The following is a 22,660-nucleotide window of genomic DNA, read 5'->3' as shown; positions in this document are numbered from 1 at the left end:
CCTTGCTCTTGGGCTAAAAGTTGGCCTACTTCCCCACCTCCCGCACCGGTATCGGCGCATTGCACAGGTCGATATGGCCGGCCGTGACCTTGCTCCACGGGCCGCCGCGGTGGCGCTGGGCTTCCAGCACGGCCTGGTAAGCGGCGCTGTCGGTGCGCATCACTTCCAGGTTCGCGCGCTGCTCCGCCGGCACGCTGGCGGCCAGGCGGATGGCCTTGATCGGCACGTTTTTTTCGGGGCTGTCATAAAAGCCCATGGGACCCGTACCGCGTGGCAGCGTGGACAGCAATGGCATGCCGGAGACGACCCGGCCGACGACCGTGATGTCGCGGTCCAGGTGGCGCGGCGACTGGCCGATGACGGCGTACAGTTCCGTGCCGCCGCCACTGTCGCTGGCGCTGTCGCGGCCCACGCCCACGGTGGCGTAGCAATGCGTGAGCCAGGCCGTGCCGGTTTTCGGATCGCGCGCGGACGGGAAACCGTTCGAATGGCCCACTTGCGGCGCGTAGCCGTCCACGTCCGGCAGGCGCGTGAAGCTCTTGATATTTTTCAGTGGTACCGTGAATTCGCCGGGCAGGGTGCGCTGCGCATGCTGGATCGGCTTGGGATTTTTCTCGTTCGGATCGCCCCACTGCGCCACCCAGTTGTCCTGCGCGCGCGTGATGGCCAGGCCGTCGTAATACTGCTCGGCCACAAGGGCCTTGATGTTGGCCACGTGTTTCGGCGCGAAGTCCGGCGCCAGTTCGATCACCACGCGGCCGGCGGGAATGTCCAGGTACAGGGTGTTGTTCGGGTCCAGTGGGCGCCAGTCGGACGGTTTCGAAGCCTTGATCACGTCGGCCAAGGTCGCCTTGGCGGGCAGTTCGGCGGGCGCCTTGATCTGGACAGGTGCCGCGTGGGCAGCCAGCTGTGCAAGGCCCAGTACGGTGGCCATGGTCAGGCCGCTCAGTGGGTGTCGATACATGTTTTCTCCTGGTCGGCGCGGGTTGCGCCGTGCAGAAAGTGTATACCGGAATGCCAATATTTCGTTGGAAAAACATTGCAGACAGCAATCCTGACAGTTGTCTGCCGATAAGGCGATTCCTTAACCTTTACTTAAATTGCCACGCCGCCAAGGGCGCCGCATAATTAATCCAGAAATATCGGCCCGGGGACTGCCGTTGCGCCGGTCCGGTGGTGTATGATTCCGCCGCTACCTTTAGGGAAAAATATATGGATTTTGTGCAATTCCTCGACATGATCGTGCATGTCGACAAGACGCTGGGTCTCTTGATCGAGCAGTACGGCACCCTCGTGTATGCGGTGCTGTTCGCCATTATTTTTTGCGAGACAGGCCTCGTGGTGCTGTTTTTCTTCCCTGGAGATACCTTGCTGTTTATCGCCGGCGCGTTTTGCGCGACGGGACAGATGCACCTGGGCTTGCTGATCTTCCTGCTCGTCACGGCGGCCGTCACGGGCAACACGCTCAATTACTGGATAGGCGAGGCCATCGGGCAAAGGGTGTTTACCCACGATTACCGCTGGATCAACAAGGACGCCATGCGCCGCACGCATGAGTTCTTTGAAAAGCACGGCGGCAAGACCATCATCCTGGCCCGTTTCGTGCCGGTGGTGCGCACCTTCGCGCCGTTCGTGGCTGGCATTTCCGACATGACGCATGCGCGCTTCCAGATGTACAACATCACGGGCGCCCTGTTGTGGGTGGTCGGTCTGGTGACGGCGGGCTACTTCTTCGGCAATATCCCGTGGATCCGCGACCACCTGACCCTGATCGTGCTGATCGGCGTCGGCGCCGCCGTCGTGCCGGTGGTGCTGGGCGGCATGTGGAAGCTCTACAAGCGCATGGTCGGCAAGTCGGCGTAAGGCCGCATGGATGCGGGGCAAGCGCGCTGCGGCACAGTCCGCAGCCGGCCCCGGATCCCGTTTTTCCCTGTCTTGTTTCTGTTTTACTCCCGCGTTGATTCAAGTTTTGTTGCTTTCCAGCCGTAAACCAGAGGGTATTCTCACTTTCTGGATTTCCATGCGACATTTGAGCGCCCTGTTAGCTTGCAGCCTTGCCGCGATGGCGGCCATGGCAAGCGCCAAAGATGCCCCCGTCCCGGCGAGCGCCACCGCATCCGCGCCCATGTCGGCGTCGGCGCGCGCGGCCGCCATGAAAACCCTGACCGAATCGGTGAAGGGCAAGGAGGCCAAGGCGCCTGTCGTCGTCGCGCCCACGGCGCGCGAAAAGGAAGAAGCGGCCGAAGTCGACCTGTCAGAACGCATCGCGGCGCGGCTGGCGGAAATGCGCGCCACCCAGGCTGCCCGCGCCGCCGCCCGCGCCAAGCGCGCCGCCGTGGTGAAGGCCGCGCCGCCGCCACCGCCGCCCGTGCCGCGCGGCACGCACTGGTCGTACGAGGGCGACAGCGGCCCGGCCCACTGGAGCAAGATCAACGTCGACTGGGGCAAGTGCGGCAATGGCAGCCGCCAGTCGCCGATCGATATCCGCGATGGCATGAAGGTGGAACTCGAGCAGATCAGCTTTGACTACCATCCGTCGTCATTCAACGTGGTCGACAATGGCCATACGGTGCAGGTGGGCGTGAGCGGCGGCAATTACATCACGGTGCAGAACCGCATGTTCGAGCTGCAGCAATTCCATTTCCACCGCCCGTCCGAAGAGCGCATCAATGGCAAGGCGTTCGAGATGGTGGTGCACCTGGTGCACCGCGATGCGGAAGGCCGGCAAGCCGTGCTGGCGCTGCTGCTGGAACGCGGTGCGCCGCAAGCGACCATCCAGACCGTGTGGAACAACCTGCCGCTGGAAAAATTCGAGACCATGCAGCCGACCATCCTGCTCGACCCGGCCGAGATGCTGCCGACGCGGCGCGATTACTACACGTACATGGGATCGATGACGGAGCCGCCTTGCAGCGAAGGCGTGCTGTGGATGGTGATGAAGCAGCCGGTGCAGGCGTCGCCGGCGCAGATGGCGCTGTTCAGCCGTTTGTATCCCCTGAATGCGCGTCCGATTCAGCCGACGAATGGCCGCATCATCAAAGAGTCCAATTAAACGAATGCGAGGCGCTGGCGGCCGATCCATTCGGCGCCGGCGGCCAGCAGGTCGGGCTGGATCAGGGCCGGCTCGATGCAAATGAAGCGCGGCTGCTCGTCGTCGGCCAGGTCGGGCAGGGCGGCCGCGTCTTGCGCGCCCGGGTTCCACACGACGGCGTCCGTAAAGCCCTGCTGCTCCAGGCGCAGCGTATGGCTGCCAGACTGCAGGCTCAAGGCGCCCGGCAGCTGGTAGTAGATGCGGTCCAGCTTGTCCGAAAATTGCAGCACTTCTTCCGCCTGCAAGGCGTCTTGCGGCGTCTCGTCCGAGTAGCGCACGCGCTGCAAGCCGCCAATGCGCGCTTCGCTCAAATCATCAATCGAAAAATACGTATGCAGGGCGGCGGAGAATGGAAACGCCTGTTCGCCCGTGTTGTGCACGGACAGATGCAGCTCCAGCGATTGGGCCGTGACGGCCACGCGCAGGCGCAAGGTGAACGCGTAAGCCCAGCTGGCGGCGATCGCTGCCGGCAAGTCGGCCTGGGTCAGGATAAATTGCGCCCATGCGGCGCCATCGGTGTCGCCGCTCGATTCCTGCTGCCACGTCGCCACGCGCGCAAAGCCGTGGCGCATGCCGGTGCCGCGCGCGCCGAACTGGGGAAAGATCACGGGCACGCCGCCACGGATGGCGCGGCTGCCGTCGAGGCTTGATGCGCGGCTGCAGAACAGGCGCTCCTGGCCATCGCTGGTCCGCCACGAGACCAGGTGGCCGCCGTACAGGGTGACGGTCGCTTGCGCGCCGTCGGCGGCACGGATGGTCACGGCCGGCAGCTCGCCAAAGATACTCTCGCTCATGCTAGGCTTTCATGTCAGGTCAGGCGGCTTTTCGCCAGCGGCGGATTCTTGGCAAAATAATTCTTGATGCCCGTGACGATGGCGTCGGCCATCTGGTCCTGGTAGCCGTTGTCGGTCAGCTTGGCTTCTTCTTCCGGATTCGAGATGAACGCCGTCTCGATCAGGATGGAAGGGATGTCCGGCGCTTTGAGCACGGCGAAGCCGGCCTGCTCGACGGAACCCTTGTGCAGGCGGTTGATGCCGCCGATTTCGCGCAGCACGGCCTTGCCCAGCTTCATGCTGTCATTGATCTGCGCCGTCGTCGACAGGTCGAGCAGCACGCTGGCCAGCTGCTTGTCGTGGTTTTTGACGTTCACGCCGCCGATCAGGTCGGCCTGGTTTTCCTTGTTGGCCAGCCAGCGCGCGGCCGTCGAGGTGGCGCCCTTTTCGGACAGCACGAACACGGACGAACCGCGCGCCGTCGGCTGGATGAAGGCGTCGGCGTGGATCGAGACGAACAGGTCGGCCTGCACCTTGCGCGCCTTTTCCACGCGCATGCCCAGCGGGACGAAGAAATCGGCGTCGCGCGTGAGCATGACGCGCATGTTCGGCTGCATTTCCAGCTTGGTCTTGAGGCGCTTGGCGATGGCCAGCACCACGTCTTTTTCGCGGCTGCCCCGGCTGCCCATGGCGCCCGGATCTTCGCCGCCGTGGCCGGGATCGAGCGCGATGGTAATCATGCGCACCACCTTCTGGCCCGGCAGCGGGCGCGCTTCGGGGCGCTGTTCCGGACGCACGTCGGGCACGGGCGGCACGATGGGCGTTACCGGCGCGACGGCGGCCACGGGCGGCTTGCCACTCTCGGGCAGGGGCAGCGCGGGCGGCGGCGTATGCGTGTCGGCCATCGGCGGCTTGGCCGGGTCGCTCGACCAGTCGCCTTTTTCGATCATCTGCGCGATCAGGTCCGGCTCGCGCACGGGATACAGGTCGAAGATCAGGCGGTGGTTGTAGGAGCCGGCCGGCGGCAGGGTAAACAGCTGCGGCGTGACTTCCTCTTTCAGGTCGAACACCAGGCGCACGACGTTGGGCCGGTTCTGGCCCACGCGCACCTGCTTGATGTACGGGTCGTTCGACTGGATCTTCGCCACCAGGCCCTTCAGGGTGGGGTTGAGTTCCAGCCCCTCGATGTCGACCACCAGGCGTTCCGGGTCCTTGACGATGAAGTGGGTCGCCTTGAGGATGCTGTCGTTTTCCAGGGTGACGCGCGTGTAGTCCTCGGCCGGCCAGACGCGCACGGCGAGAATTTGCGCCGCCATCGCCGACATGGGCGCGAACACGGACAACAGCAGGGTGCCGCCGGCCTTGAGGACCGTGCGCCGGGTGATGGGCGAGGAGATCAAAGGTTCGGGGCGAATTTGAGACGGTGAAGGCATGACAGACCCAATTCAGAAGACGCTTGCAATTCTACATCACGTCCTGTACCCGCAACGTTCAAATAAATATTCAGGTCGGCCGGCGGCAGCACCGGTTCGGCTTTCTCCGGCCATTCGACGATGCAGATATTGCGGCCGTCGAAGTCTTCGCGAAAGCCCGCGTCGAGGAATTCCTCGGCGCTGCCCATGCGGTACAGGTCGAAGTGGATGACGTTGACGCTCCGGCCATCGAGTTGCACCGTGTACGGTTCGGACAGCGTATAAGTGGGGCTTTTCACGTGGCCCGCATGGCCGGCCGCGTGCAGCAGGGCGCGCGTGAGGGCCGTCTTGCCGGCACCGAGGTCGCCGTGCAGGTAGATCGCCAGGCCCGGCGCCAGCGCGCGCGCCAGCGCGGCGCCCAGCGCGGCGGTGCCGGCTTCGTCGTGGAGGTGGGCTTTGAAGTGTTCGGTCATGATCTTCGGTATCGCATAAAATGGAGGCTGCTGTCATTGTAACCGCCCGCGCGCCTGCCGTTTTCCGTAAAGTCCCCTATGTCCGCCACCATCACCGATCTCGCCGTCCTGGCGCGCACCATCAAAGAATGGGGGCGCGAGCTGGGTTTTGCCGAGGTGCGCATCGCCGACGTGGATCTGTCGCACATGGAAGCGCCCCTGCAAGCCTGGCTCGATGCAGGGTATCACGGCGAAATGGATTACATGGCCAGCCACGGCATGAAGCGTGCGCGCCCGGCCGAACTGGTGCCGGGCACGGTGCGCGCCATCAGCGCGCGCATGAATTATCTGCCGCCGGCGCTGGGGCCCGACTGGCGTGAGCACGAGGCTGCGCGCGATGCCGATCCCGCTGCGGCCGTCATTTCCGTGTATGCGCGGGGCCGCGACTATCACAAGGTGATGCGTTCGCGCCTGCAGCAGCTGGCCGAGCGCATCAAGGGCGAGATCGGCGACTTCGGCTACCGCGTCTTCAGCGATTCGGCGCCCGTGATGGAAGTCGAGCTGGCGCAAAAGGGGGGCCTGGGCTGGCGCGGCAAGCACACCTTGCTGATCAACCGCCAGGGCGGCTCCTTCTTTTTCCTTGGCGAGATCCTCATCGACGTGCCGCTGCCCATCGACCCGCCGGAGACCCCGCGCTGCGGCCAGTGCTCGGCGTGCATCACGGTGTGCCCGACGCAAGCCATCCTGGGACCGTACCAGCTTGACGCGCGCCGTTGCATCTCTTACCTGACCATCGAATTGAAGGGCGCCATTCCCGTCGAGATGCGTCCCCTGATCGGCAACAAGGTGTACGGCTGCGACGATTGCCAGACCGTCTGCCCGTGGAACAAGTTTGCCCAGCGCGCTGTGGTGCCCGACTTCGACGAGCGCCACAGCCTGGGCAGCGCCGGCATGGTGGAGCTGTTCGCCTGGACGGAAGAGGAATTCAACCGCCGCATGGAAGGCAGCGCCATTCGCCGCATCGGCCACGAACGCTGGCTGCGCAACCTGGCCGTCGGCATGGGCAATGCGGCCACGAAGGCGAAGGGCCAGGCCGACATCGTCGCGGCCCTGCTGTCGCGCCGCGAGCATCCGTCGGCCATCGTGCGCGAACACGTCGAGTGGGCGCTGGCCTTGCACGGCGTCGCTTGACCTGCGTTTAAGCTTGCTTCAGCCGCAGCGCAGACCATTCGTTATCGATGGCGACCATCGCCACGCTGTCGAGTCCTGATTCCTGCGCATACAAGCGGATATCGTCGCGGTGGATGTCGCTGCCCGCTTTGATTCCACCCTTGCGGTACGCCACCCAGACGGCGCCGCCCGGCGCCAGCCGCGCCTGCGCGGTGGGCAGAAACTGTTCCAGTTCCGCGCGGCTGCGCGCGAACAGCAAGATCCAGTCGGCATTGTCACCCTCCAGTACCAGCCGCTCCGTCGGTAGCTGCGCCAGCAATTCTCCATGTTCGCCGCCGTCATTGAGCACGGCCAGGGAGCTGGCATTTTTCACATACATTTTCTCAAGGGCGGATTTGTCAGGCATGGCATCGGCGTGTGGATGGTGAAAAGACGAGCATAACAAATTTCTCCTTGACTTATCGATATATCGTTATAAAATGACGATACCTACTAACGATATATCTTTAAAGAGAAAACATGAGAAACTCACACCACGCAGAACACGGCCAGCATGGCCATCACCATCATCACGGCCATTGCGGCCAGCATCACCAGCATGGCGAACACCGCCACGAACATCTCCATGAGCACCGCGGTGACTACTTTATGCATGGCCGCGGCCCGCGCGGCTTCGACGAGCGCGGTGATGGCATGGGCGGCATGGGCGGCATGGGCGGTGGTCCTGGTGGACGCGGCGGGCGCGGTGAACGGGCCGAGCGCGTCTTCGGCCGCGGCGACTTGCCGCTGATCGTGCTGGCGCTGATCGAAATCAGCCCCCGCCACGGCTATGAAATCATCAAGGCCATCGAAGAGCGTTGCGGCGGCGCGTACGCCCCCAGCCCGGGCGCCGTGTATCCGACCCTGACCTTGCTGGAAGAGCAGGACCATGTCACATCGTCCGAAAGCGCCAGCGGCAAGAAGCTCTACACGATCACGGACCTGGGGCGTGCGTATCTCGACGAGAACCGCGCCCAGGTCGATGGCATCCTGGCCCGCCTCGACATGTTTGCCCGCGTCCAGGCGCGCAACGCCTTGCCCGAGCGCGTGCGCCAGGCCATGCACACGCTCAAGCATGCGCTGTTGCTGAACAAGACCAGCTGGAGCGACGCGGAAGCCGAGCGCGTATCCGCCGTGCTGGAACAGGCGGCGAACGCCATCGTCGACGGCCACTGAGCCCACTTTACAAGGATAAGCCATGACTACTGCATCACCAGCAACACCACGTCCGCATGCCATCGAGCGCGTGCGGCATGACTTGAAACTGCGCGTGCTCACCGTCGTGCGCACCGAGCAGATCACGCCGCACATGCGCCGCATCACCCTGGCGGGCGACGACCTGGACGGCTTTGCCTCGCCGGCGCATGACGACCACGTGAAACTGTTCTTCCCCGCCCCGGGGCAGGCTACTCCCGTGTTTCCCGTGCTGGGCAATGGCCCGAATCCCATCCAGTATACGGAAGGCGCGCGCCCGATTGCCCGCAATTACACGCCGCGCCGCTACGACGCCGAACGGCGCGAGCTGGAAATCGACTTCGTGCTGCACGGCGACGGCCCCGCGGCCAGCTGGGCGGCGCAAGCCGCGCCCGGCCAGACCCTGGGCGTGGGCGGCCCGCGCGGCTCGATGCTGGTGCCGCTCGATTTCGACTGGTATGTGCTGGTGGGTGACCAGACGGCCTTGCCGGCCATCGCCCGCCGCCTGGAGCAGTTGCCGGCCACGGCGCGCGCGATGGCCGTGATCGAGGTCGTCGAAGATGGCGAACATATTGCGCTCGAGTGTGCGGCGCAGCTGGACGTGCGCTGGGTGGCGCGCAATGGCCGCAAGGGATCGCTGCTGCTGGAAGCGCTGGCGCAAGTGGCCTTGCCGCAGGATGGCGACGGCTATGTATGGGTGGCGTGCGAGCACGCGCAGGTGCAGGGCTTGCGTGGGCACTTTATTGACGCCGGGGTGCCGAAGCAGCATCTGCATGTGGCCAGCTACTGGAAGCATGGGGCGGCCGAGCATCATGAGCATCACGATGAGTGATGGTGGTGGTGTCGGCTTACGCGCGTTGCGCTAAGCCGACCTACTGCATTTACTTCAACAACCCCGCCAGCTCCACCGCCGTCTTGACCTGCATCTTGTCGAAGATATGCGCGCGGTGGACTTCCACGGTGCGCATGCTGATGCCCAGCTTGTCGGCCACCACCTTGTTCATCTTGCCCGCCAAAATCAGGTCCAGCACTTCGCGTTCGCGCGTCGACAGGGTGGCCAGGCGCGCGTGCACGGCGGCCAGTTCGCCCGCCTGGCGCGAGTTGGCCAGGCCTTGCTGCACGCGGTCCATCAGGTCGTTGTCGTTGAACGGCTTTTCAAAGAAATCGAAGGCGCCCCGTTTCAGGCTGTCGACGGCCATCGGCACGTCGCCGTGGCCGGTGAGGAAGATCACGGGCAGGCGCGCCGTCAGGTCGCGCTTGACCAGCTGGTCAAACAGGGCGATGCCGTTCATGTCGGGCATGCGCACGTCGAGCAGCACGCAGTCGCCGGCGGCATCGAAGCTGCCATCGAGGCTATCGAGAAATTGCTGGGCGCTGGCGTAGTTGCGCGATTCGATGCTGCGCGAGGCGGCCAGCCAGGACAGGGAGTCGCGTACGACTTCTTCGTCGTCGATAATGTGTAGCATGGGGTCTCCGGCTTGTCGTTATGCGTTATTAGTTACTGGTTAGTGCGAGTGCGGCGCGCGCGGCGCGGCCGGCACACTGAATGTAAAGATGGTACCGCCAGCGGGGTTGGCGCCGAAGGTCAGCGCGCCGCCGTGAAATTCGATGGCGGTGCGGCAGATGTTCAGGCCCATGCCCATGCCTTCGGACTTGGTCGAGAAAAACGGCGAAAACAGCCGCTCGGCCACGTCCTGGGGAATGCCATGTCCATGGTCGATCACGTCGACCGTCACCATGTCCTGCTGCGCGTCGTGGCTGGCCCGCAGGCGCATGATACGCCGTCCCGGCGCCGCGTCCTGCATGGCCTCGATGGCGTTGCGCGTCAGGTTCAGCAGCACTTGCTCGATCATCACGGGGTCGGCGCGCAGCAGCGGCAGGTCCGGCGGCAGCTCTTCCTGGATGGTGACATAGTATTTGCGCGCCTGCAGGTCGATCAGTGCGCGGATGCCGTCGATCAGGGTGCGGATGGCGATATCCTGGCGCTGCGGCTCGCTCTTGCGCACGAAATCGTGCACGCTGCGGATGATCTGGCCGGCCCGCTGCGCCTGCGCGCTGGCCTGTTCCAGCGCCGGTTTCAAGGTGCCCGGATCGACGGGAGCGTCATGCTCGATGGCGCGGCGGATCAAATTCAAGGCGCCCGTCGTGTAGCTGGAAATGGCCGCCAGCGGCTGATTCAGTTCGTGCGCCAGCATCGACGCCAGCTCGCCCATGGTGGCCAGGCGCGAACTCGTTTGCAGTTTTTCCTGCTGCTGGCGATTCAGCTCCTCGACCCGCTTGCGGTCCGAGATATCGAGCACGGAACCCATCCAGCCCGTTTGCTGGCCATTCTTGTCCACCAAGGGCGCCTCGAAGATCAGCACGGCCACGCGCGTGCCGTCGGGACGCTGGAAATAGGTTTCGAACTGCGGCGTGGGATTGCCGGCCAGGGCCTTGACGAAGCGCTGCTGGTATTCCTCCAGCGCCTCGGGCACCCAGTAAGGCATGGGCGGCAAACGGCCCAGGATTTCCTCGGGCGGATAGCCGACGATCTGGCAAAACGCGGGATTGACGTAGGTGACTCTGCCTTCCAGGTCGCGCGCGCGCATGCCCGTCACCAGCGAGTTTTCCATCGCCGTGCGAAACAGCATCTGCTGGCGCAGCGCGCCTTCGGCCACCAGGCGGCGCGAAATGTGGCGCCACAGGGCCAGCAAGCTCCACAGCAGCCCCAGCGACAGGGCGATGACGGAGCCGACCAGCAAATTGGGCAGCAGCTTGGGCTGGCTTTTCACGCTGTCGGTAAACAGGGTGATGGTGGCGCCGGGCACGTCGAGCGCACGCTTGTGCGTGTACACGCCGTGGCCGGGACCGGCGGCGGCGCGCCGCGCCAGCACCTTGTCGTCGCGGTCGATCAGCGAAATCTGGTTATCCTGCGCAAACCACCACGGCACCATTTCATCGAGCAGGCTGCTGATCTGGTAGGTGGCCACCAGGCTGCCCACGTAGCGCTGGCCGTCGAACAGGGGCTGGTGGTAATCCATCAGCATGGCGCCCGGCGGCGCGTCGGGAAAGCCGCTCTGCTGCGAAGGCTGGGCGTACTGGCCCCGGTGCAAACGGCGTGCATTGTCGGCCGCCGTCAGCGAGGCGGGCGAAAACGACAGGGCATGCGGCAGGCTGTTGTCGCTGGTGGCCAGCACCTTGCCGCTGGTGTCGAGCCACAGCACGCGCTGCAATTCACGGCCATTGCGCAACATCTGCTGCAGCCGTTCGTGCACTTTTTCCGCCGACAGGGAGCTGCTGGCGATGTCCACGCCCAGGTTGAACAGGCTTTCCTCGTTGCGCGCCAACTGGAAGCGGATGGTCTGCTCCACCCACAGCGTATCGGCGATCAGCTGCTCCTGGCGCTCGTTGCTTTCCATCTGACGCGCCTGCCAGGGCAGCCAGAACAGGATGGACAGGAACAGCAGCAGCAGGATGACGGGCAGCAGCCAGCGCATCGGGCTCGATAGCTTGAAGCGGCGTGCAAGGGTGGGGGGAGTCGGCATGGCTGGCAGGGTAGCGGCTTATTGGGAGCCGGCTATTGTGGTTAACCACAATAGCGGCGGCAGTTTCTTTGGCACAATATCCAAGTAGACAAATAATAAAGTTTTTCAAAAACCACTCAGGAGACAATAATGCAGATGAAAACCATGTTCGTCGCGCTGTGCGCGGCCATAGGCGCCACCGCCGGCGTGCACGCTTACGCGCAAGCCCCCATCGTTATCAAGTTCAGCCACGTCGTGGCGACGGACACGCCGAAAGGCCAGGCCGCCGAACGTTTCAAGCAGCTGGCCGAAAAAGCCACGAATGGCAAGGTCAAGGTCGAACTGTACCCGAACAGCCAGCTGTACAAGGACAAGGAAGAACTCGAAGCCCTGCAGCTGGGTGCCGTGCAGATGCTGGCACCGTCGCTGGCCAAGTTCGGCCCGCTGGGCGTGAAGGAATTCGAAGCCTTCGACCTGCCCTACATCTTCCCCACCAAGACGGCGCTGTACAACGTCACCGAAGGCGAAATCGGCAAGAGCCTGCTGAAAAAACTGGAACCCAAGGGTATCACGGGCCTGGCTTACTGGGACAATGGCTTCAAGGTGATGTCGGCCAACAAGCCGCTGCACAGCCCGGCCGACTTCAAGGGCCTGAAAATGCGCATCCAGTCGTCGAAGGTACTCGACGCGCAAATGCGCGCGCTGGGCGCCAATCCGCAGGTGCTGGCCTTCTCGGAAGTGTATCAGGCGCTGCAGACGGGCGTGGTCGACGGCACGGAAAATCCGCCATCGAATATGTACACGCAAAAGATGCATGAAGTGCAAAAACACGTGACCGTGTCGAACCACGGCTACCTGGGCTATGCCGTCATCGTCAACAAGAAGTTCTGGGACGGCTTGCCGCCCGATATACGCGGCCAGCTGGAAAAAGCCATGCGCGAGGCGACGACGTTTGAAAAAGCCATCGCCCAGCGCGATAACGACCAGGCCCTCGACGCCATCAAGAAAGCGGGCAAGACGCAGATCTATACCCTGACGGTGCAGGAACAGGCCGAATGGCGCAAGGCGCTGGCGCCCGTGCAGAAGGCCATGGAAGGGCGCATCGGCAAGGACCTGATCTCGGCCATCAACAAGGAAAGCGCGAAGTAATCGCGCTGGCCGCGCCACCCGGCGCGGCTGTCAGGGACCTCCCTGTCTTTCTGCAGCAACGGCACCTGCGCGTCCTGCGCGGGTGCCAGCGTACCCGCATTCTTTGAAAGTCCACCATGAAATTTCTGGATCACCTGGAAGAGTGGCTGATCGCGACCCTGATGGGCGCGGCCACCTTCATCATCTTCGTCGCGGTCGTGCACCGCTACCTGGCAGGCTTGCCTATCCCCGGCCTGCAAGACTTCCTGATTCAAATCAATACCAGCTGGGCCCAGGAACTGTGCATCTACATGTTCGTCTGGATGGCCAAGTTCGGCGCCGCGTACGGCGTGCGCACGGGCATCCACGTGGGCGTCGATGTCTTGATCAACCGCATGAACCCGCGCTGGCGCGACCGTTTCATCGTCTTCGGCCTCGGTGCCGGCGCCCTGTTTACGGGCATCGTCGGTACTTTGGGCGCCAGCTTCGTGTGGTCGATCGGCCACACGGACCAGACTTCGGCCGACATGGAAGTGCCGATGTGGCTGGTCTACCTGGCCGTGCCGCTCGGTTCCTACCTGATGTGCTTCCGCTTCCTGCAAGTGATGGTGCATTTCATCAAGACGGGCGCCTTGCCGAAACACGACCATTCGCACGTCGAGGGCCTGGAAGACGAACTGACGGCTGAAGAAAAAGGAGCCAAGGCATGAACGCGCTGATCATTTTTGCATTGCTGCTGGCGTTGATGCTGACCGGCATGCCGATCTCCATTTCGCTGGGCCTGACGGTACTGACGTTCCTGTTTACCCATGACCAGCGTGCCCATCGAATCGGTGGCCCTGAAGATTTTCACGGGCATCGAGAAATTCGAGATCATGGCCATCCCGTTCTTCATTTTGGCGGGCAACTTCCTCACGCATGGCGGGGTGGCGCGGCGCATGATCAACTTCGCCAGCTCCATGGTGGGGCACTGGCATGGCGGCCTGGCGCTGGCCGGCGTGATGGCGTGCGCGCTGTTTGCGGCCGTCTCCGGTTCCAGCCCCGCCACCGTGGTGGCGATCGGTTCCATCATCCTGCCGGCCATGGTCAAGCAGGGCTATCCGCGCGGTTTCGGCGCCGGCGTCATCACCACCTCGGGCGCGCTGGGCATTCTGATACCGCCATCGATCGTGATGGTGATGTATTCCGTCAGCACGAACACGTCCGTTGGTAAACTGTTCATGGCGGGCGTGATTCCCGGCATGATGCTGGCCATGCTGCTGGGCCTGACCACGTGGTTTTTGGCGCGCAAGCACAATTATCCGCGCATGAAAAAGGCCAGCTGGGGCGAGCGCTTCGTCACGTTCAAGAAGAGCGCCTGGGGCTTGCTCTTGATCGTCATCGTCATGGGCGGCATCTATTCGGGTGCCTTCACGCCGACGGAAGCGGCCGCCATGGCTGCCGTGTACGCCTTCATCATCGCCGTCTTCGTCTACAAGGACTTGAAGATCAAGCAAGTGGGCAAGGTCTTGCTCGATTCGGCCGCCATGTCGGCGATGCTGTTGTACATCATCACCAATGCCGTGCTGTTCTCGTTCCTGATGACCAGTGAAAACATTCCGCAAGCGATGGCCGAGTGGATTACGGGCAAGGGCCTGGGCGTGATCAGTTTCTTGCTGGTGGTCAACGTGCTGCTGTTGTTGGCTGGTAACGTCATGGAGCCGTCGTCCATCGTGCTGATCATGGCGCCGATTTTGTTCCCCGTCGCCATGAAGCTGGGTATCGACCCTGTGCACTTCGGCATCCTGATCGTGGTCAATATGGAGGTCGGCATGTGCCATCCGCCCGTGGGCCTGAACCTGTACGTGGCGTCCGGCATCACGAAGATGGGCATCTCGGAGCTGACCGTGGCCGTGATGCCGTGGCTGCTGACGATGCTGGCCTTCCTGGGCCTGATTACCTACGTACCACAAATCTCGCTGTGGCTGCCAAATTTAATTTACAACTAAAACAGTTGTCCCCGTCATGGTGCAAAAAAAGTCGATCCGGCCGAATAAATGCGCTATGATGGGCAGCCTTAAGGGGAAACACGTATATGCATATGCGCCCCGGTAGCAAGGCTGAAATACAGAATTGGCAACAAGGTTAGTGGGGGAGTGGTCTATAAAAACGGTATTGATACCGGGGATATATTGAGGAGACACACGTTTCACAGAAGTTGTTGAGTCATAGCTGTCTGCGGCCACAAGCCGGCACCGGCGGACCCAAACGACCGGGAACGTGAAGCAATATTTGAAGCGCACCGACTGGTGCGCTTTTTTTTCGTGCGCGGGAAACGTCCGCCGGCACGCCCAAAGACGGTGCATAATTCCCGTGGTGCGGTTTCCCGCGCCGGCAGGTTGCATATATGCCACACTTGAACAATGATCAGCAGATGAAAAAACAACAGGGCAGTGAACTGTTCAGCGCCATCGTGGCCGCGCCGTTCGGCGCCATGGGCGTGCGCGCGCAGGATGGCCAGTTATGCGAACTGGTCTACCTGCCGCCGCACTTCGCGGAAAAAGACGCGCAGGATGCCGTTTCCGAGCGGGCGTGCCAGCAGCTGGCGCGCTATTTCCGCGATCCCGATTATGTCTTCGACCTGCCGCTGGCCGCTTCGGGCAGCGCCTACCAGCAACGGGTGTGGGCGGCGATTCGCGGCATTGCGCGCGGCCAGGTGCGCACCTATGGCGACGTGGCGCGCCTGATCGGCTCGGCCCCGCGCGCCGTGGGCCAGGCTTGCGGCGCCAACTGGTTTCCCGTGGTCATACCCTGCCACCGCGTGACGGCTGCTGGCGGCCTGGGCGGTTTTGCCCACCACGACGACGCGACGGGATTTCATTTGGGCGTCAAGCGCTGGCTGCTGGCGCATGAAGGCGTGGCGGGCATGGGGTGGTCAACACGATGATGAACAGCCTGCTGGCGCCCGACAACGCCACCCTGATCGACGAATTCTGCGACAGCCTGTGGCTGGAAGACGGCTTGTCGAAAAACTCGCTCGATGCCTACCGGCGCGACATGCGGCTGTTTGCGCGCTGGCTGGAAGTGGCGCGGCCCGGGCGCGAGGGCTTGTACGACGTGTCCCCGGCCGATATCGAAGCGTATTTCGCCGCCCGCCACGACGAGAGCAAGGCCACGTCGTCGAACCGGCGCCTGTCCGTGCTCAAGCGGTTTTACCAGCTGGCCTTGCGGCACAAGCATATCGCCGCCGACCCTTGCCTGAAGATGGTCTCGGCCAAGCAGCCCGCGCGCTTCGTGCATACCCTGAGCGAAGCGCAGGTGGAAGCCTTGCTGGCGGCGCCTGACGTGAGCACGCCGCTGGGCCTGCGCGAACGCACGATGCTGGAACTCATGTATGCGAGCGGCTTGCGCGTGTCGGAACTGGTGGACTTGAAATCCGTCGAGCTGAGCCTCAACGATGGCGTGCTGCGCATCACGGGCAAGGGCAGCAAGACGCGGCTGGTGCCGTTCGGCGAGCAGGCGCGGCTGTGGATAGAGCGCTACCTGAAGGAGGCGCGCGGCATCATCCTCGACGGGCAAATGGACGACGCGCTGTTCGTCACGCGGCGCGGGGGCGCCATGACCCGGCAAATGTTCTGGGTCATTATCAAGAAACATGCGCTGAGCGCCGGCATCACGGCGCCGCTGTCGCCGCACACCCTGCGCCATGCGTTCGCCACGCATTTGCTCAACCATGGCGCGGACTTGCGTGTTGTGCAATTGTTACTGGGACACTCCGATATTTCCACCACGCAGATTTACACGCACGTGGCCCGCGAACGGCTGAAACTGCTGCATGCGCAGCATCATCCGCGCGGCTAAAAATTTTGTATTTGCTCCAACTGCGTCATAATGTGTCCTATGTGCTTATCTGTAACAATAAAAAACTAAAGAGGTAGTAAATGGCCAAGACAAATTTCCAATACGAAAAACGGCAAAAAGAGCTGGAAAAGAAGAAGAAAGCCGAGGAAAAAGCCAGACGCAAGCTGGAAGCGAAGAACAATCCGAAGCCGGCCGATGGCAGCGAAGGCGATGAGCCGGAAGCGGACGACGCCGATGACGCCGATCCGGCCGCCGAAGGCGACGCTCCCGTCCAGCCGCAGTAACTCCCCGTTCTTGATGACCTGCGCGGCACCATCGCCGCGCCGGTATCCCCTCGTTCTACTTTCTCCCCGCTACAAACTCGGCCGCTGGCCGATCGCCAGTTGCAGCTGCGTGCTGGCGATGGCCGCATCGGCGCGCGCCTGCACATAGCCCTGGTAGGCCTCATCGGCCGAACGCTGCGCCGCCAGCCATTCCAGCAGCGAGGCATTGCCTTTGACGTAAGACAGGCGCATGCCGTCGACCACCTTCTGCGCGTCAAGCAGCACGCCGTCACGGTAGCGCGCCAGCCTGTCCTGCGCCGCACGCAGCTGCCGCTGCGCCGTGCGCACCTGCGTCTCCGCCGCCAGTTCCGCCTGGCGCAGGGCCAGCATCGCCTGCGTCACACTTGATTCCGCCTGCACGATGTCACCCTTGTCGCGCCGCGACAGGGGAATGGGGATGGCCAGCGAGATGGACAGCGCACGCGAACGGGGCGAACCGTCGACGGGATTGCCGCCAGTATCGATGCCGTCATGGTAGCCGCGCGCGGCGGCCAGGCCCACGGTGACGGTCGGATCGACCGAGCGGTTGGCGCGCACGAGGGCCGCGCCGTCGCGCAGATTGTCCACGGTGGCACGGGCGATGCGCACGTCGCTGCGCGCATTGAGCGCTTGCGGCACCAGCACCCTGGCATCCTGGTCGGCATACGCGGCGAAGTCGCACGCCAGCTGCGCGTCCGGAAACAGCGCGTCGAACTGGCGCCCCAAGGGCGGCGACAAATTCAACATGGCGCTGTCCGCCTCGCTGCGCGCCTGCGCCAGGTCGGCCTGGAACTGGTCGCGCTCCACGCGCGACTGCAGCAGCTCGATGCCGCCCACGTCGCCCGCCTTGCGCCGCACGGCGTTCGCTTCCACCACTGTCGACAGGGCCGCCATGGTCTGCTCCTTGCGCGCGACGACTTCGCGCGTGCGGCACGCTTCCGTGAACGCGGCGGCGGCCGTGCCATACAGTTCGCTCTTGAAGCCGGCCACCGTTTCCTCTGCCAGCGCGACGTTGCTGTGCGCCGCCTTGATGCGCGCGGCGCGCTTGCCGCCCGTCTCGATGGCCATGCTGATGGCCGGGTTCCACGTGACGGGACGGTGTTCGACGCTGCGCACGGTTTCGCGCGTGGCGCCCAAGGTGAACTCAGGGTCGGGACGCAAGCCAGCGATGCCGACGCCGGCCTTGGCCGCAACGATGCCTTCCTGCTGCGATTGCAGTTCCAGGCTGTGGCTTTCCACGGCGGACAGGTAAGTGTCAAAGCTCAAGGGCGTAGCAAGGGCGCATGGCGCGATCAGCCAGGCCGCCAGCAATACATTAAAACGTGTCATGGGGTTCTCCTTCGGTATGCGTCTGGCGTTTTTGCAGGTGCGCCTCGATCAGGTAATACAGGGCTGGCAACAGCAGCAAGGTCAATGCCGTGGCCGTCACCAGGCCGCCCACCACGACGGTCGCCAGCGGGCGCTGCACGTCGCTGCCAAGGCTTGTCGCCAGCATGGCCGGCGTCAGGCCCAGGGCGGCCACGGTGGCCGTCATCAGCACGGGGCGCATGCGGTCGCGCGCGCCTTCCAGCACGGCCTCGCGCAAGCTCTTGCCCTCGTCGGTGCGCAAGCGGTTGATCTGCGCCAGCATCAGCACGGCATTCAGGACGGCCACGCCGAACAGGGCGATGAAGCCGACGGCGCTCGACACGTTCAAGGTCATGCCGCGCAGGTGCAGCGCGGCCAGGCCACCGAGCATGGCCAGCGGCACGGCCAGCAAGACCAGCGCGGGCTGGCGCAGGTTGCGGAACTGGCCAAACAGCAGCAAAAACATGGCGCCCAGGGTCATCGGCAGGATCAGGGCCAAACGGCTTTGCGCGCGCTGCAGGTTCTCGAACTGGCCGCCCCATTCGACGCTGATGCGCTGATGCTCGTTGGCCACGGTCTGCGCCACCAGCGGGCGTGCTTCGGCCAGGAAACCGGCCAGGTCGCGTCCGCGGGCATTCAGGCGCACGATGATGTGGCGTCGTCCCATTTCGCGCACGATCACGCTTTCGCCCGAGGTGGTGCTGATGGTGGCCACCTGCGCCAGCGGGATCCTCGCGCCATTGGCGGCCGTCAGTTTCAGGCTGGCGATGGCGTCCGGGTTGGAACGCGTGGCGGGCGGGAAGCGCACGGCGATGTCGTAGCTTTTTTCGCCGACATACACCTGGCCGATGGGCGCGCCGCCGATGCCGGTGGCAATCAGGTCGGCCACGTCGGCCGCATTGATGCCATAGCGGGCCGCCTTGGCGCGGTCCAGTTCCACCTTCAGGTTGGGCAGGGGCGGCTCGACGTCCACGGCCACGTCGGAGGCGCCGTCGACAGTCTTGAGGACATTGGCCACCTTGCCGGCGATGGCGCGCACTTCATCGAGGTCGTTGCCGAAGATTTTCACCGTCAGGTCGCTGTGCGCGCCCGACAATTTATCCTGCACGCCGTCGATCATCGGCTGCATGAAGGCCACCGTAAAGCCGGGCATGCGGGAGAAGCGTTCATTCATCTTGGCGATCAGCTGCTGCTTGCTCATGCCGGACTTCCAGCTTTTATAGGGATGCAGTCCCACGCTGGCCTCGATGTGCGACGGCGTCCAGTAATCGGTGCCGTCGTCGTTGCGTCCCGTCTGCGTGACGATGGTCGACACTTCCGGGAATTCCAGCGCGGCGCGGCGCAATTCGCTGGCCATCCCGGAGGCCTTGTCCAGGGTGATCCCGGGCGGCATCTGCACCTGCAGCCACAAGGAGCCTTCATCGAGATAGGGCAGGAAGTCGCGCCCGATGCTGCCGCCCAGGATGGCAAGCGCCGCGAGCGATCCTGCGCACACCATCGCCACCCAGCGCTTCCTGCCCACCATGCGCTCGAGGAAGCGGCCGTACGCGCCCGCCAGCTTGTCCAGCGCGCGGTTATGGAAGGTGCGGCGCGGCTTGCGCAAGGCCAGCCAGGCCAGGCCGGGAATCAGCACCAAGGCCACCACCAGCGCGCCCACGAGCGCCGCGCCCACCGCATACGCCATCGGCGAGAACAGCTTGTATTCGATGCGCTGGAAGGCGAACAGGGGCAGGTAGGCGGCAATGATGACTGCCATGCCGAACATGATGGGACGCGCCACCTGCAAAGTGGCGTCGATGGCGTCCTGCAGGGTCAGAGGCCGTTCCTGATCCCGTTCGCGGCGGAGCAGCATGTTTTCCAGCACCACTACGGAACCGTCGACGAGGATGCCGAAGTCGATTGCCCCCAGCGACAGCAGGTTGGCGGGAATCTTAAAATGGTGCATGAAGATGAAGGCGATCAGCAGGGCCAGCGGGATCGTCAGCGCGACGATGGCGGCCGCGCGCGGGCTGCCCAGATACAGCAGCAGCACCAGGGCGACGAGCAGCATGCCTTCGCCCAGGGTAAATCCGACCGTGTGCAGGGTGGCGTCGATCAGCGAGCTGCGGTCCAGGTAGGGCACGACTTTCACATCCTTCGGCAGCAGCTTGGCATTTAAATCGTCCACGGCCGCATGGATGCCGGCCAGCGCTTCGGAGGCATTGAAATCCTTGAGCAGCAGGGTGATGCCTTCGATGGTATCGGGATTGTCGTCCTTGCCGAGGATGCCGCGCCGCTCCACGTTGCCGTAAGCGAGCCTGCCCAAGTCCTTCACCAGCACGGGCACGCTATCCTTGCTGCTGACGACGACATTGCCCATGTCGTCGAGGGTATGCAGCAAGCCCACGCCGCGCACCACGTACGATTGCTGGCCGCGGTCGATCACGCTGCCGCCGCCGCTGATGTTGTTGGCGTTGATGGCGTCCTTGACCTGCGCCAGCGAGAAGCCGTAGCTGTCCAGTTTTGCGGGATCGAGTTCCAGCATGAACTGCGTGGTGAGGCCGCCGAAATTGCTCACGTCGGCCACGCCGCGCACCTGCTGCAGGCGCGGAATCACGGTCCAGAATTGCAGTTCGGACAGTTCGCGCAGGGAGCGCGTTTTTGATTCCAGCGTGTAGCGGTAGATCTCGCCCGTGGGCGAGGTATAGGGATCGAGGCCCGGCTTGGCGTCGTAGGGCAGGTTCACGCTGGCCAGGCGTTCCTGCAGCCGCTCGCGCGTGAAGTAGCCGTCGCTGCCATCCTCGAACACCACGGTGATCAAGGACAGCGCAAACAGGCTGCGCGTGCGCAGCACGTGCATGCCCGGAGTACCGAGCAGGGCGCGCTCCAGGGGAATCGTGATCTGCTGCTCGATTTCCTCGGCGCCCAAGCCCGGTACCTGCGTGACGATCTGCGAGGTGACGTCGGCGATGTCGGGATAGGCTTCGATGGGCAGCTGCTTCCAGCAATAGACGCCGTAGGCGGCGACGAACAGCAGCACGAGCCAGACGATGCCGCGCCGCTGGCAGCAGGTGGCGATGACACGGTCAATCATTGAGCAGCACTCCTTCCTTGACGACGATGCGTTCGCCCGCGCGCAAACCCGAGACGATTTCCACCTGGTCTCCATGGCTGGCGCCCACTTCCACCGTGCGCGGCGTGAATACCAGCGGACTGCGCTCGACCATCACGCGCGTCGATGGCCCGCTTTGCAGCACGGCGGCCGCCGGCACGAGGAGGGCGCGGCGGGAAGCGCCAGCGAATCCAGCGTGGGCGAACATGCCGGGCTTGAAGGCGCCGGCGCGGTTATCGATGGCCACGCGCACCTTCACCGTGCGCGTTTCGGGATCGAGCACGGCGCCCACATACGCGACCTTGCCTTCGAAAGCCTTGCCGGGCCAGGCGTCGACCGTGATGCGGGTCGCTTGGCCCACGGCCACCTGCGCCAGATCCCTTTCGGCCACGTTGGCCGACAGCCACACGGTGGACAGATCTGCCACCGTCATGACGGGTGCGTTGATATCGTTCCAGTAGCCGCCCTGGGCGCCTTCCATGGCGATCACGGTGCCGGCGATGGGCGAACGCAAGACATAGTCGCGGCGGGTGCCGCGCGCGCCGGCGCCGTACTGGGCCAGCTTGTCGGCGCTGGCCTGCGCGTCGCTGCCGGCCTGCGCAAAGGCTGCCTGCGCCGCTTCGTACTCCTTGCGCGCGGCGATTTCCGCCTCGAACAGCGTCTTCTGGCGTTCCAGCTCCTGGCGCGCCTGCAGCAGGGCGGATCTGGCCTTGCTGTCGTCCGCATAGGCGGCGCTCAGCTCCGCCGAGTCGAGCGTGAACAGCGGGTCGCCCGCCTTCACGCTGTCGCCCAGTGAACGCTGCAAGCGCGTGATGCGCCCGGCCAGCGGCGGTGTGATTTTCACCAGTTTTTCCGGCATCGCCTCGATGCTGCCGGGCGCCTGCGTCTGCGTGGCGATGTCCTGTTCCTGCACGGCGGCGATCTGCAGGCGCTGGCGCAGCGGCGACATTTTGTCGACGGCGATACTGCCGTCGTCCAGGTGCGTCGATTGGGCGGGCGGCGTGGCCGCCGGCGTCGGCTTGGCGCAGCCGGCCAGGGCCGAGCAGGCGAGAGCGAGGGCGCAGCTGGCGCCCAGGGCGTTGCGGGTGGTCGTGTTCATCCCGTGTTTCCTTGTTATTGATGGTGATGGGGCATGTGTGGATGCCGTGCCCAGGCGGGCGTTCAGAGGGGAGTGCAAGCAGCGTCACAGTGTCACTACAGCGCCGGGAAAGCATAACAATGTGCTCCTGAAGAAGCGCCCAAGAACGCCTGAATCATTCTTCAGGTTCCGTGTGCGCACGCTGCGGCGCGGTAAAATGCAAAGCATGGAAAACAAGGT

General features: G+C 64.0%; 21 protein-coding genes and 1 pseudogene. 11 read left to right on the top strand and 11 right to left on the bottom strand.

Features of this window, described 5'->3' with window-relative positions:
* Positions 1 to 25: 25 nt before the first annotated feature.
* The gene (locus tag P9875_RS25745) at positions 26 to 964 is read right to left on the bottom strand and encodes a peptidylprolyl isomerase (RefSeq protein ID WP_278316970.1); all 939 of its coding nucleotides are present in this window, start codon (positions 962 to 964) and stop codon (positions 26 to 28) included.
* Positions 965 to 1,212: 248 nt separating this feature from the next.
* Between P9875_RS25745 and P9875_RS25740 the strand changes: the two genes are divergently transcribed.
* Both P9875_RS25740 and P9875_RS25735 read left to right on the top strand, forming a co-directional pair.
* Positions 1,213 to 1,863 carry a VTT domain-containing protein gene (locus P9875_RS25740; RefSeq protein ID WP_176387447.1) on the top strand — a complete coding sequence of 217 codons (651 nt, stop codon included), beginning with the start codon at positions 1,213 to 1,215 and terminating at the stop codon, positions 1,861 to 1,863.
* Positions 1,864 to 2,071: 208 nt separating this feature from the next.
* Positions 2,072 to 3,052, top strand: coding sequence for a carbonic anhydrase (locus tag P9875_RS25735; protein ID WP_235211737.1), 981 nt, complete (start codon positions 2,072 to 2,074; stop codon positions 3,050 to 3,052).
* On the opposite strand, the gene P9875_RS25730 is transcribed toward P9875_RS25735, so the two are convergent.
* The 3 genes from P9875_RS25730 to tsaE are packed head-to-tail and all read right to left on the bottom strand — an operon-like array spanning position 3,049 to position 5,749.
* Positions 3,049 to 3,885: a D-hexose-6-phosphate mutarotase gene (locus P9875_RS25730; protein ID WP_278316969.1), complete on the bottom strand. Its 837-nt coding sequence runs from the start codon at positions 3,883 to 3,885 to the stop codon at positions 3,049 to 3,051. The two genes, P9875_RS25735 and P9875_RS25730, sit on opposite strands and share 4 nt — an antisense overlap.
* Before the next feature lie 14 nt (positions 3,886 to 3,899).
* On the bottom strand, positions 3,900 to 5,297 hold the full coding sequence (locus P9875_RS25725; protein ID WP_035821991.1) for an N-acetylmuramoyl-L-alanine amidase: 1,398 nt from the start codon (positions 5,295 to 5,297) through the stop codon (positions 3,900 to 3,902).
* On the bottom strand, positions 5,261 to 5,749 hold the full coding sequence (gene tsaE, locus P9875_RS25720; protein ID WP_058049853.1) for a tRNA (adenosine(37)-N6)-threonylcarbamoyltransferase complex ATPase subunit type 1 TsaE: 489 nt from the start codon (positions 5,747 to 5,749) through the stop codon (positions 5,261 to 5,263). The genes P9875_RS25725 and tsaE overlap by 37 nt, the downstream gene beginning before the upstream one ends.
* 78 nt (positions 5,750 to 5,827) lie before the next feature.
* Here tsaE and queG point away from each other — a divergent pair, with 78 nt between their 5' ends.
* The gene (gene queG / locus P9875_RS25715) at positions 5,828 to 6,919 is read left to right on the top strand and encodes a tRNA epoxyqueuosine(34) reductase QueG (protein ID WP_278316968.1); all 1,092 of its coding nucleotides are present in this window, start codon (positions 5,828 to 5,830) and stop codon (positions 6,917 to 6,919) included.
* A gap of 7 nt (positions 6,920 to 6,926) precedes the next feature.
* Here queG and P9875_RS25710 read toward each other — a convergent pair whose 3' ends face one another.
* Together P9875_RS25710 and P9875_RS25705 are read right to left on the bottom strand one after the other, a co-directional pair.
* Positions 6,927 to 7,304: a DUF3052 family protein gene (locus tag P9875_RS25710; RefSeq protein ID WP_099401535.1), complete on the bottom strand. Its 378-nt coding sequence runs from the start codon at positions 7,302 to 7,304 to the stop codon at positions 6,927 to 6,929.
* Between the two features lie 122 nt (positions 7,305 to 7,426).
* Positions 7,427 to 7,552 carry a hypothetical protein gene (locus tag P9875_RS25705; protein WP_278316967.1) on the bottom strand — a complete coding sequence of 42 codons (126 nt, stop codon included), beginning with the start codon at positions 7,550 to 7,552 and terminating at the stop codon, positions 7,427 to 7,429.
* On the opposite strand from P9875_RS25705, the gene P9875_RS25700 reads away from it, so the two are divergent.
* Positions 7,547 to 8,113 (top strand): PadR family transcriptional regulator, encoded by a 567-nt coding sequence (locus P9875_RS25700; protein WP_278316966.1) that lies wholly within the window; start codon positions 7,547 to 7,549, stop codon positions 8,111 to 8,113. The two genes, P9875_RS25705 and P9875_RS25700, sit on opposite strands and share 6 nt — an antisense overlap.
* Before the next feature lie 22 nt (positions 8,114 to 8,135).
* Positions 8,136 to 8,963 carry a siderophore-interacting protein gene (locus P9875_RS25695; protein ID WP_099401533.1) on the top strand — a complete coding sequence of 276 codons (828 nt, stop codon included), beginning with the start codon at positions 8,136 to 8,138 and terminating at the stop codon, positions 8,961 to 8,963.
* A 49-nt stretch (positions 8,964 to 9,012) separates the two neighbouring features.
* Here the strand turns inward: P9875_RS25695 and P9875_RS25690 are convergent, their stop codons facing one another.
* On the bottom strand, positions 9,013 to 9,597 hold the full coding sequence (locus tag P9875_RS25690) for a response regulator transcription factor (RefSeq protein ID WP_099401532.1): 585 nt from the start codon (positions 9,595 to 9,597) through the stop codon (positions 9,013 to 9,015).
* 39 nt (positions 9,598 to 9,636) lie between these two features.
* Positions 9,637 to 11,655, bottom strand: coding sequence for a sensor histidine kinase (locus P9875_RS25685; protein ID WP_278316965.1), 2,019 nt, complete (start codon positions 11,653 to 11,655; stop codon positions 9,637 to 9,639).
* 135 nt (positions 11,656 to 11,790) lie between these two features.
* On the opposite strand from P9875_RS25685, the gene P9875_RS25680 reads away from it, so the two are divergent.
* The 6 genes and pseudogenes from P9875_RS25680 (at position 11,791) to P9875_RS25655 (ending at position 16,886) form a co-directional block, all read left to right on the top strand.
* The gene (locus P9875_RS25680; protein ID WP_423221862.1) at positions 11,791 to 12,783 is read left to right on the top strand and encodes a TRAP transporter substrate-binding protein; all 993 of its coding nucleotides are present in this window, start codon (positions 11,791 to 11,793) and stop codon (positions 12,781 to 12,783) included.
* 116 nt (positions 12,784 to 12,899) lie between these two features.
* A complete protein-coding gene (locus P9875_RS25675; RefSeq protein WP_035821976.1) occupies positions 12,900 to 13,472 on the top strand; it encodes a TRAP transporter small permease in 573 nt (190 codons plus the stop codon).
* Positions 13,469 to 14,750, top strand: a pseudogene (locus P9875_RS25670) (TRAP transporter large permease). Before P9875_RS25675 ends, P9875_RS25670 begins: the two are co-directional and overlap by 4 nt.
* Positions 14,751 to 15,175: 425 nt before the next feature.
* Complete coding sequence (locus tag P9875_RS25665) at positions 15,176 to 15,688, top strand: methylated-DNA--[protein]-cysteine S-methyltransferase (RefSeq protein WP_099401528.1); 513 nt, start codon at positions 15,176 to 15,178, stop codon at positions 15,686 to 15,688.
* Entirely contained in the window at positions 15,685 to 16,602 is a 918-nt protein-coding gene (gene xerD / locus P9875_RS25660; protein ID WP_278316964.1) for a site-specific tyrosine recombinase XerD, read from the top strand. Before P9875_RS25665 ends, xerD begins: the two co-directional genes overlap by 4 nt.
* A gap of 80 nt (positions 16,603 to 16,682) precedes the next feature.
* A complete protein-coding gene (locus P9875_RS25655; RefSeq protein ID WP_099401527.1) occupies positions 16,683 to 16,886 on the top strand; it encodes a hypothetical protein in 204 nt (67 codons plus the stop codon).
* 69 nt (positions 16,887 to 16,955) lie between these two features.
* On the opposite strand, the gene P9875_RS25650 is transcribed toward P9875_RS25655, so the two are convergent.
* From P9875_RS25650 to P9875_RS25640, 3 genes are read right to left on the bottom strand one after another with little or no spacing between them, the layout of a single operon-like run.
* On the bottom strand, positions 16,956 to 18,233 hold the full coding sequence (locus tag P9875_RS25650; protein WP_278316963.1) for a TolC family protein: 1,278 nt from the start codon (positions 18,231 to 18,233) through the stop codon (positions 16,956 to 16,958).
* Positions 18,220 to 21,324, bottom strand: coding sequence for an efflux RND transporter permease subunit (locus P9875_RS25645; protein ID WP_278316962.1), 3,105 nt, complete (start codon positions 21,322 to 21,324; stop codon positions 18,220 to 18,222). The genes P9875_RS25650 and P9875_RS25645 overlap by 14 nt, the downstream gene beginning before the upstream one ends.
* Positions 21,317 to 22,441 carry an efflux RND transporter periplasmic adaptor subunit gene (locus P9875_RS25640; RefSeq protein ID WP_278316961.1) on the bottom strand — a complete coding sequence of 375 codons (1,125 nt, stop codon included), beginning with the start codon at positions 22,439 to 22,441 and terminating at the stop codon, positions 21,317 to 21,319. Before P9875_RS25640 ends, P9875_RS25645 begins: the two co-directional genes overlap by 8 nt.
* Positions 22,442 to 22,660 lie beyond the last annotated feature (219 nt).

Source organism: Janthinobacterium rivuli (assembly GCF_029690045.1).
Lineage (GTDB): Bacteria > Pseudomonadota > Gammaproteobacteria > Burkholderiales > Burkholderiaceae_D > Janthinobacterium > Janthinobacterium rivuli.
This window is presented reverse-complemented; position numbering and strand designations above follow the sequence as displayed.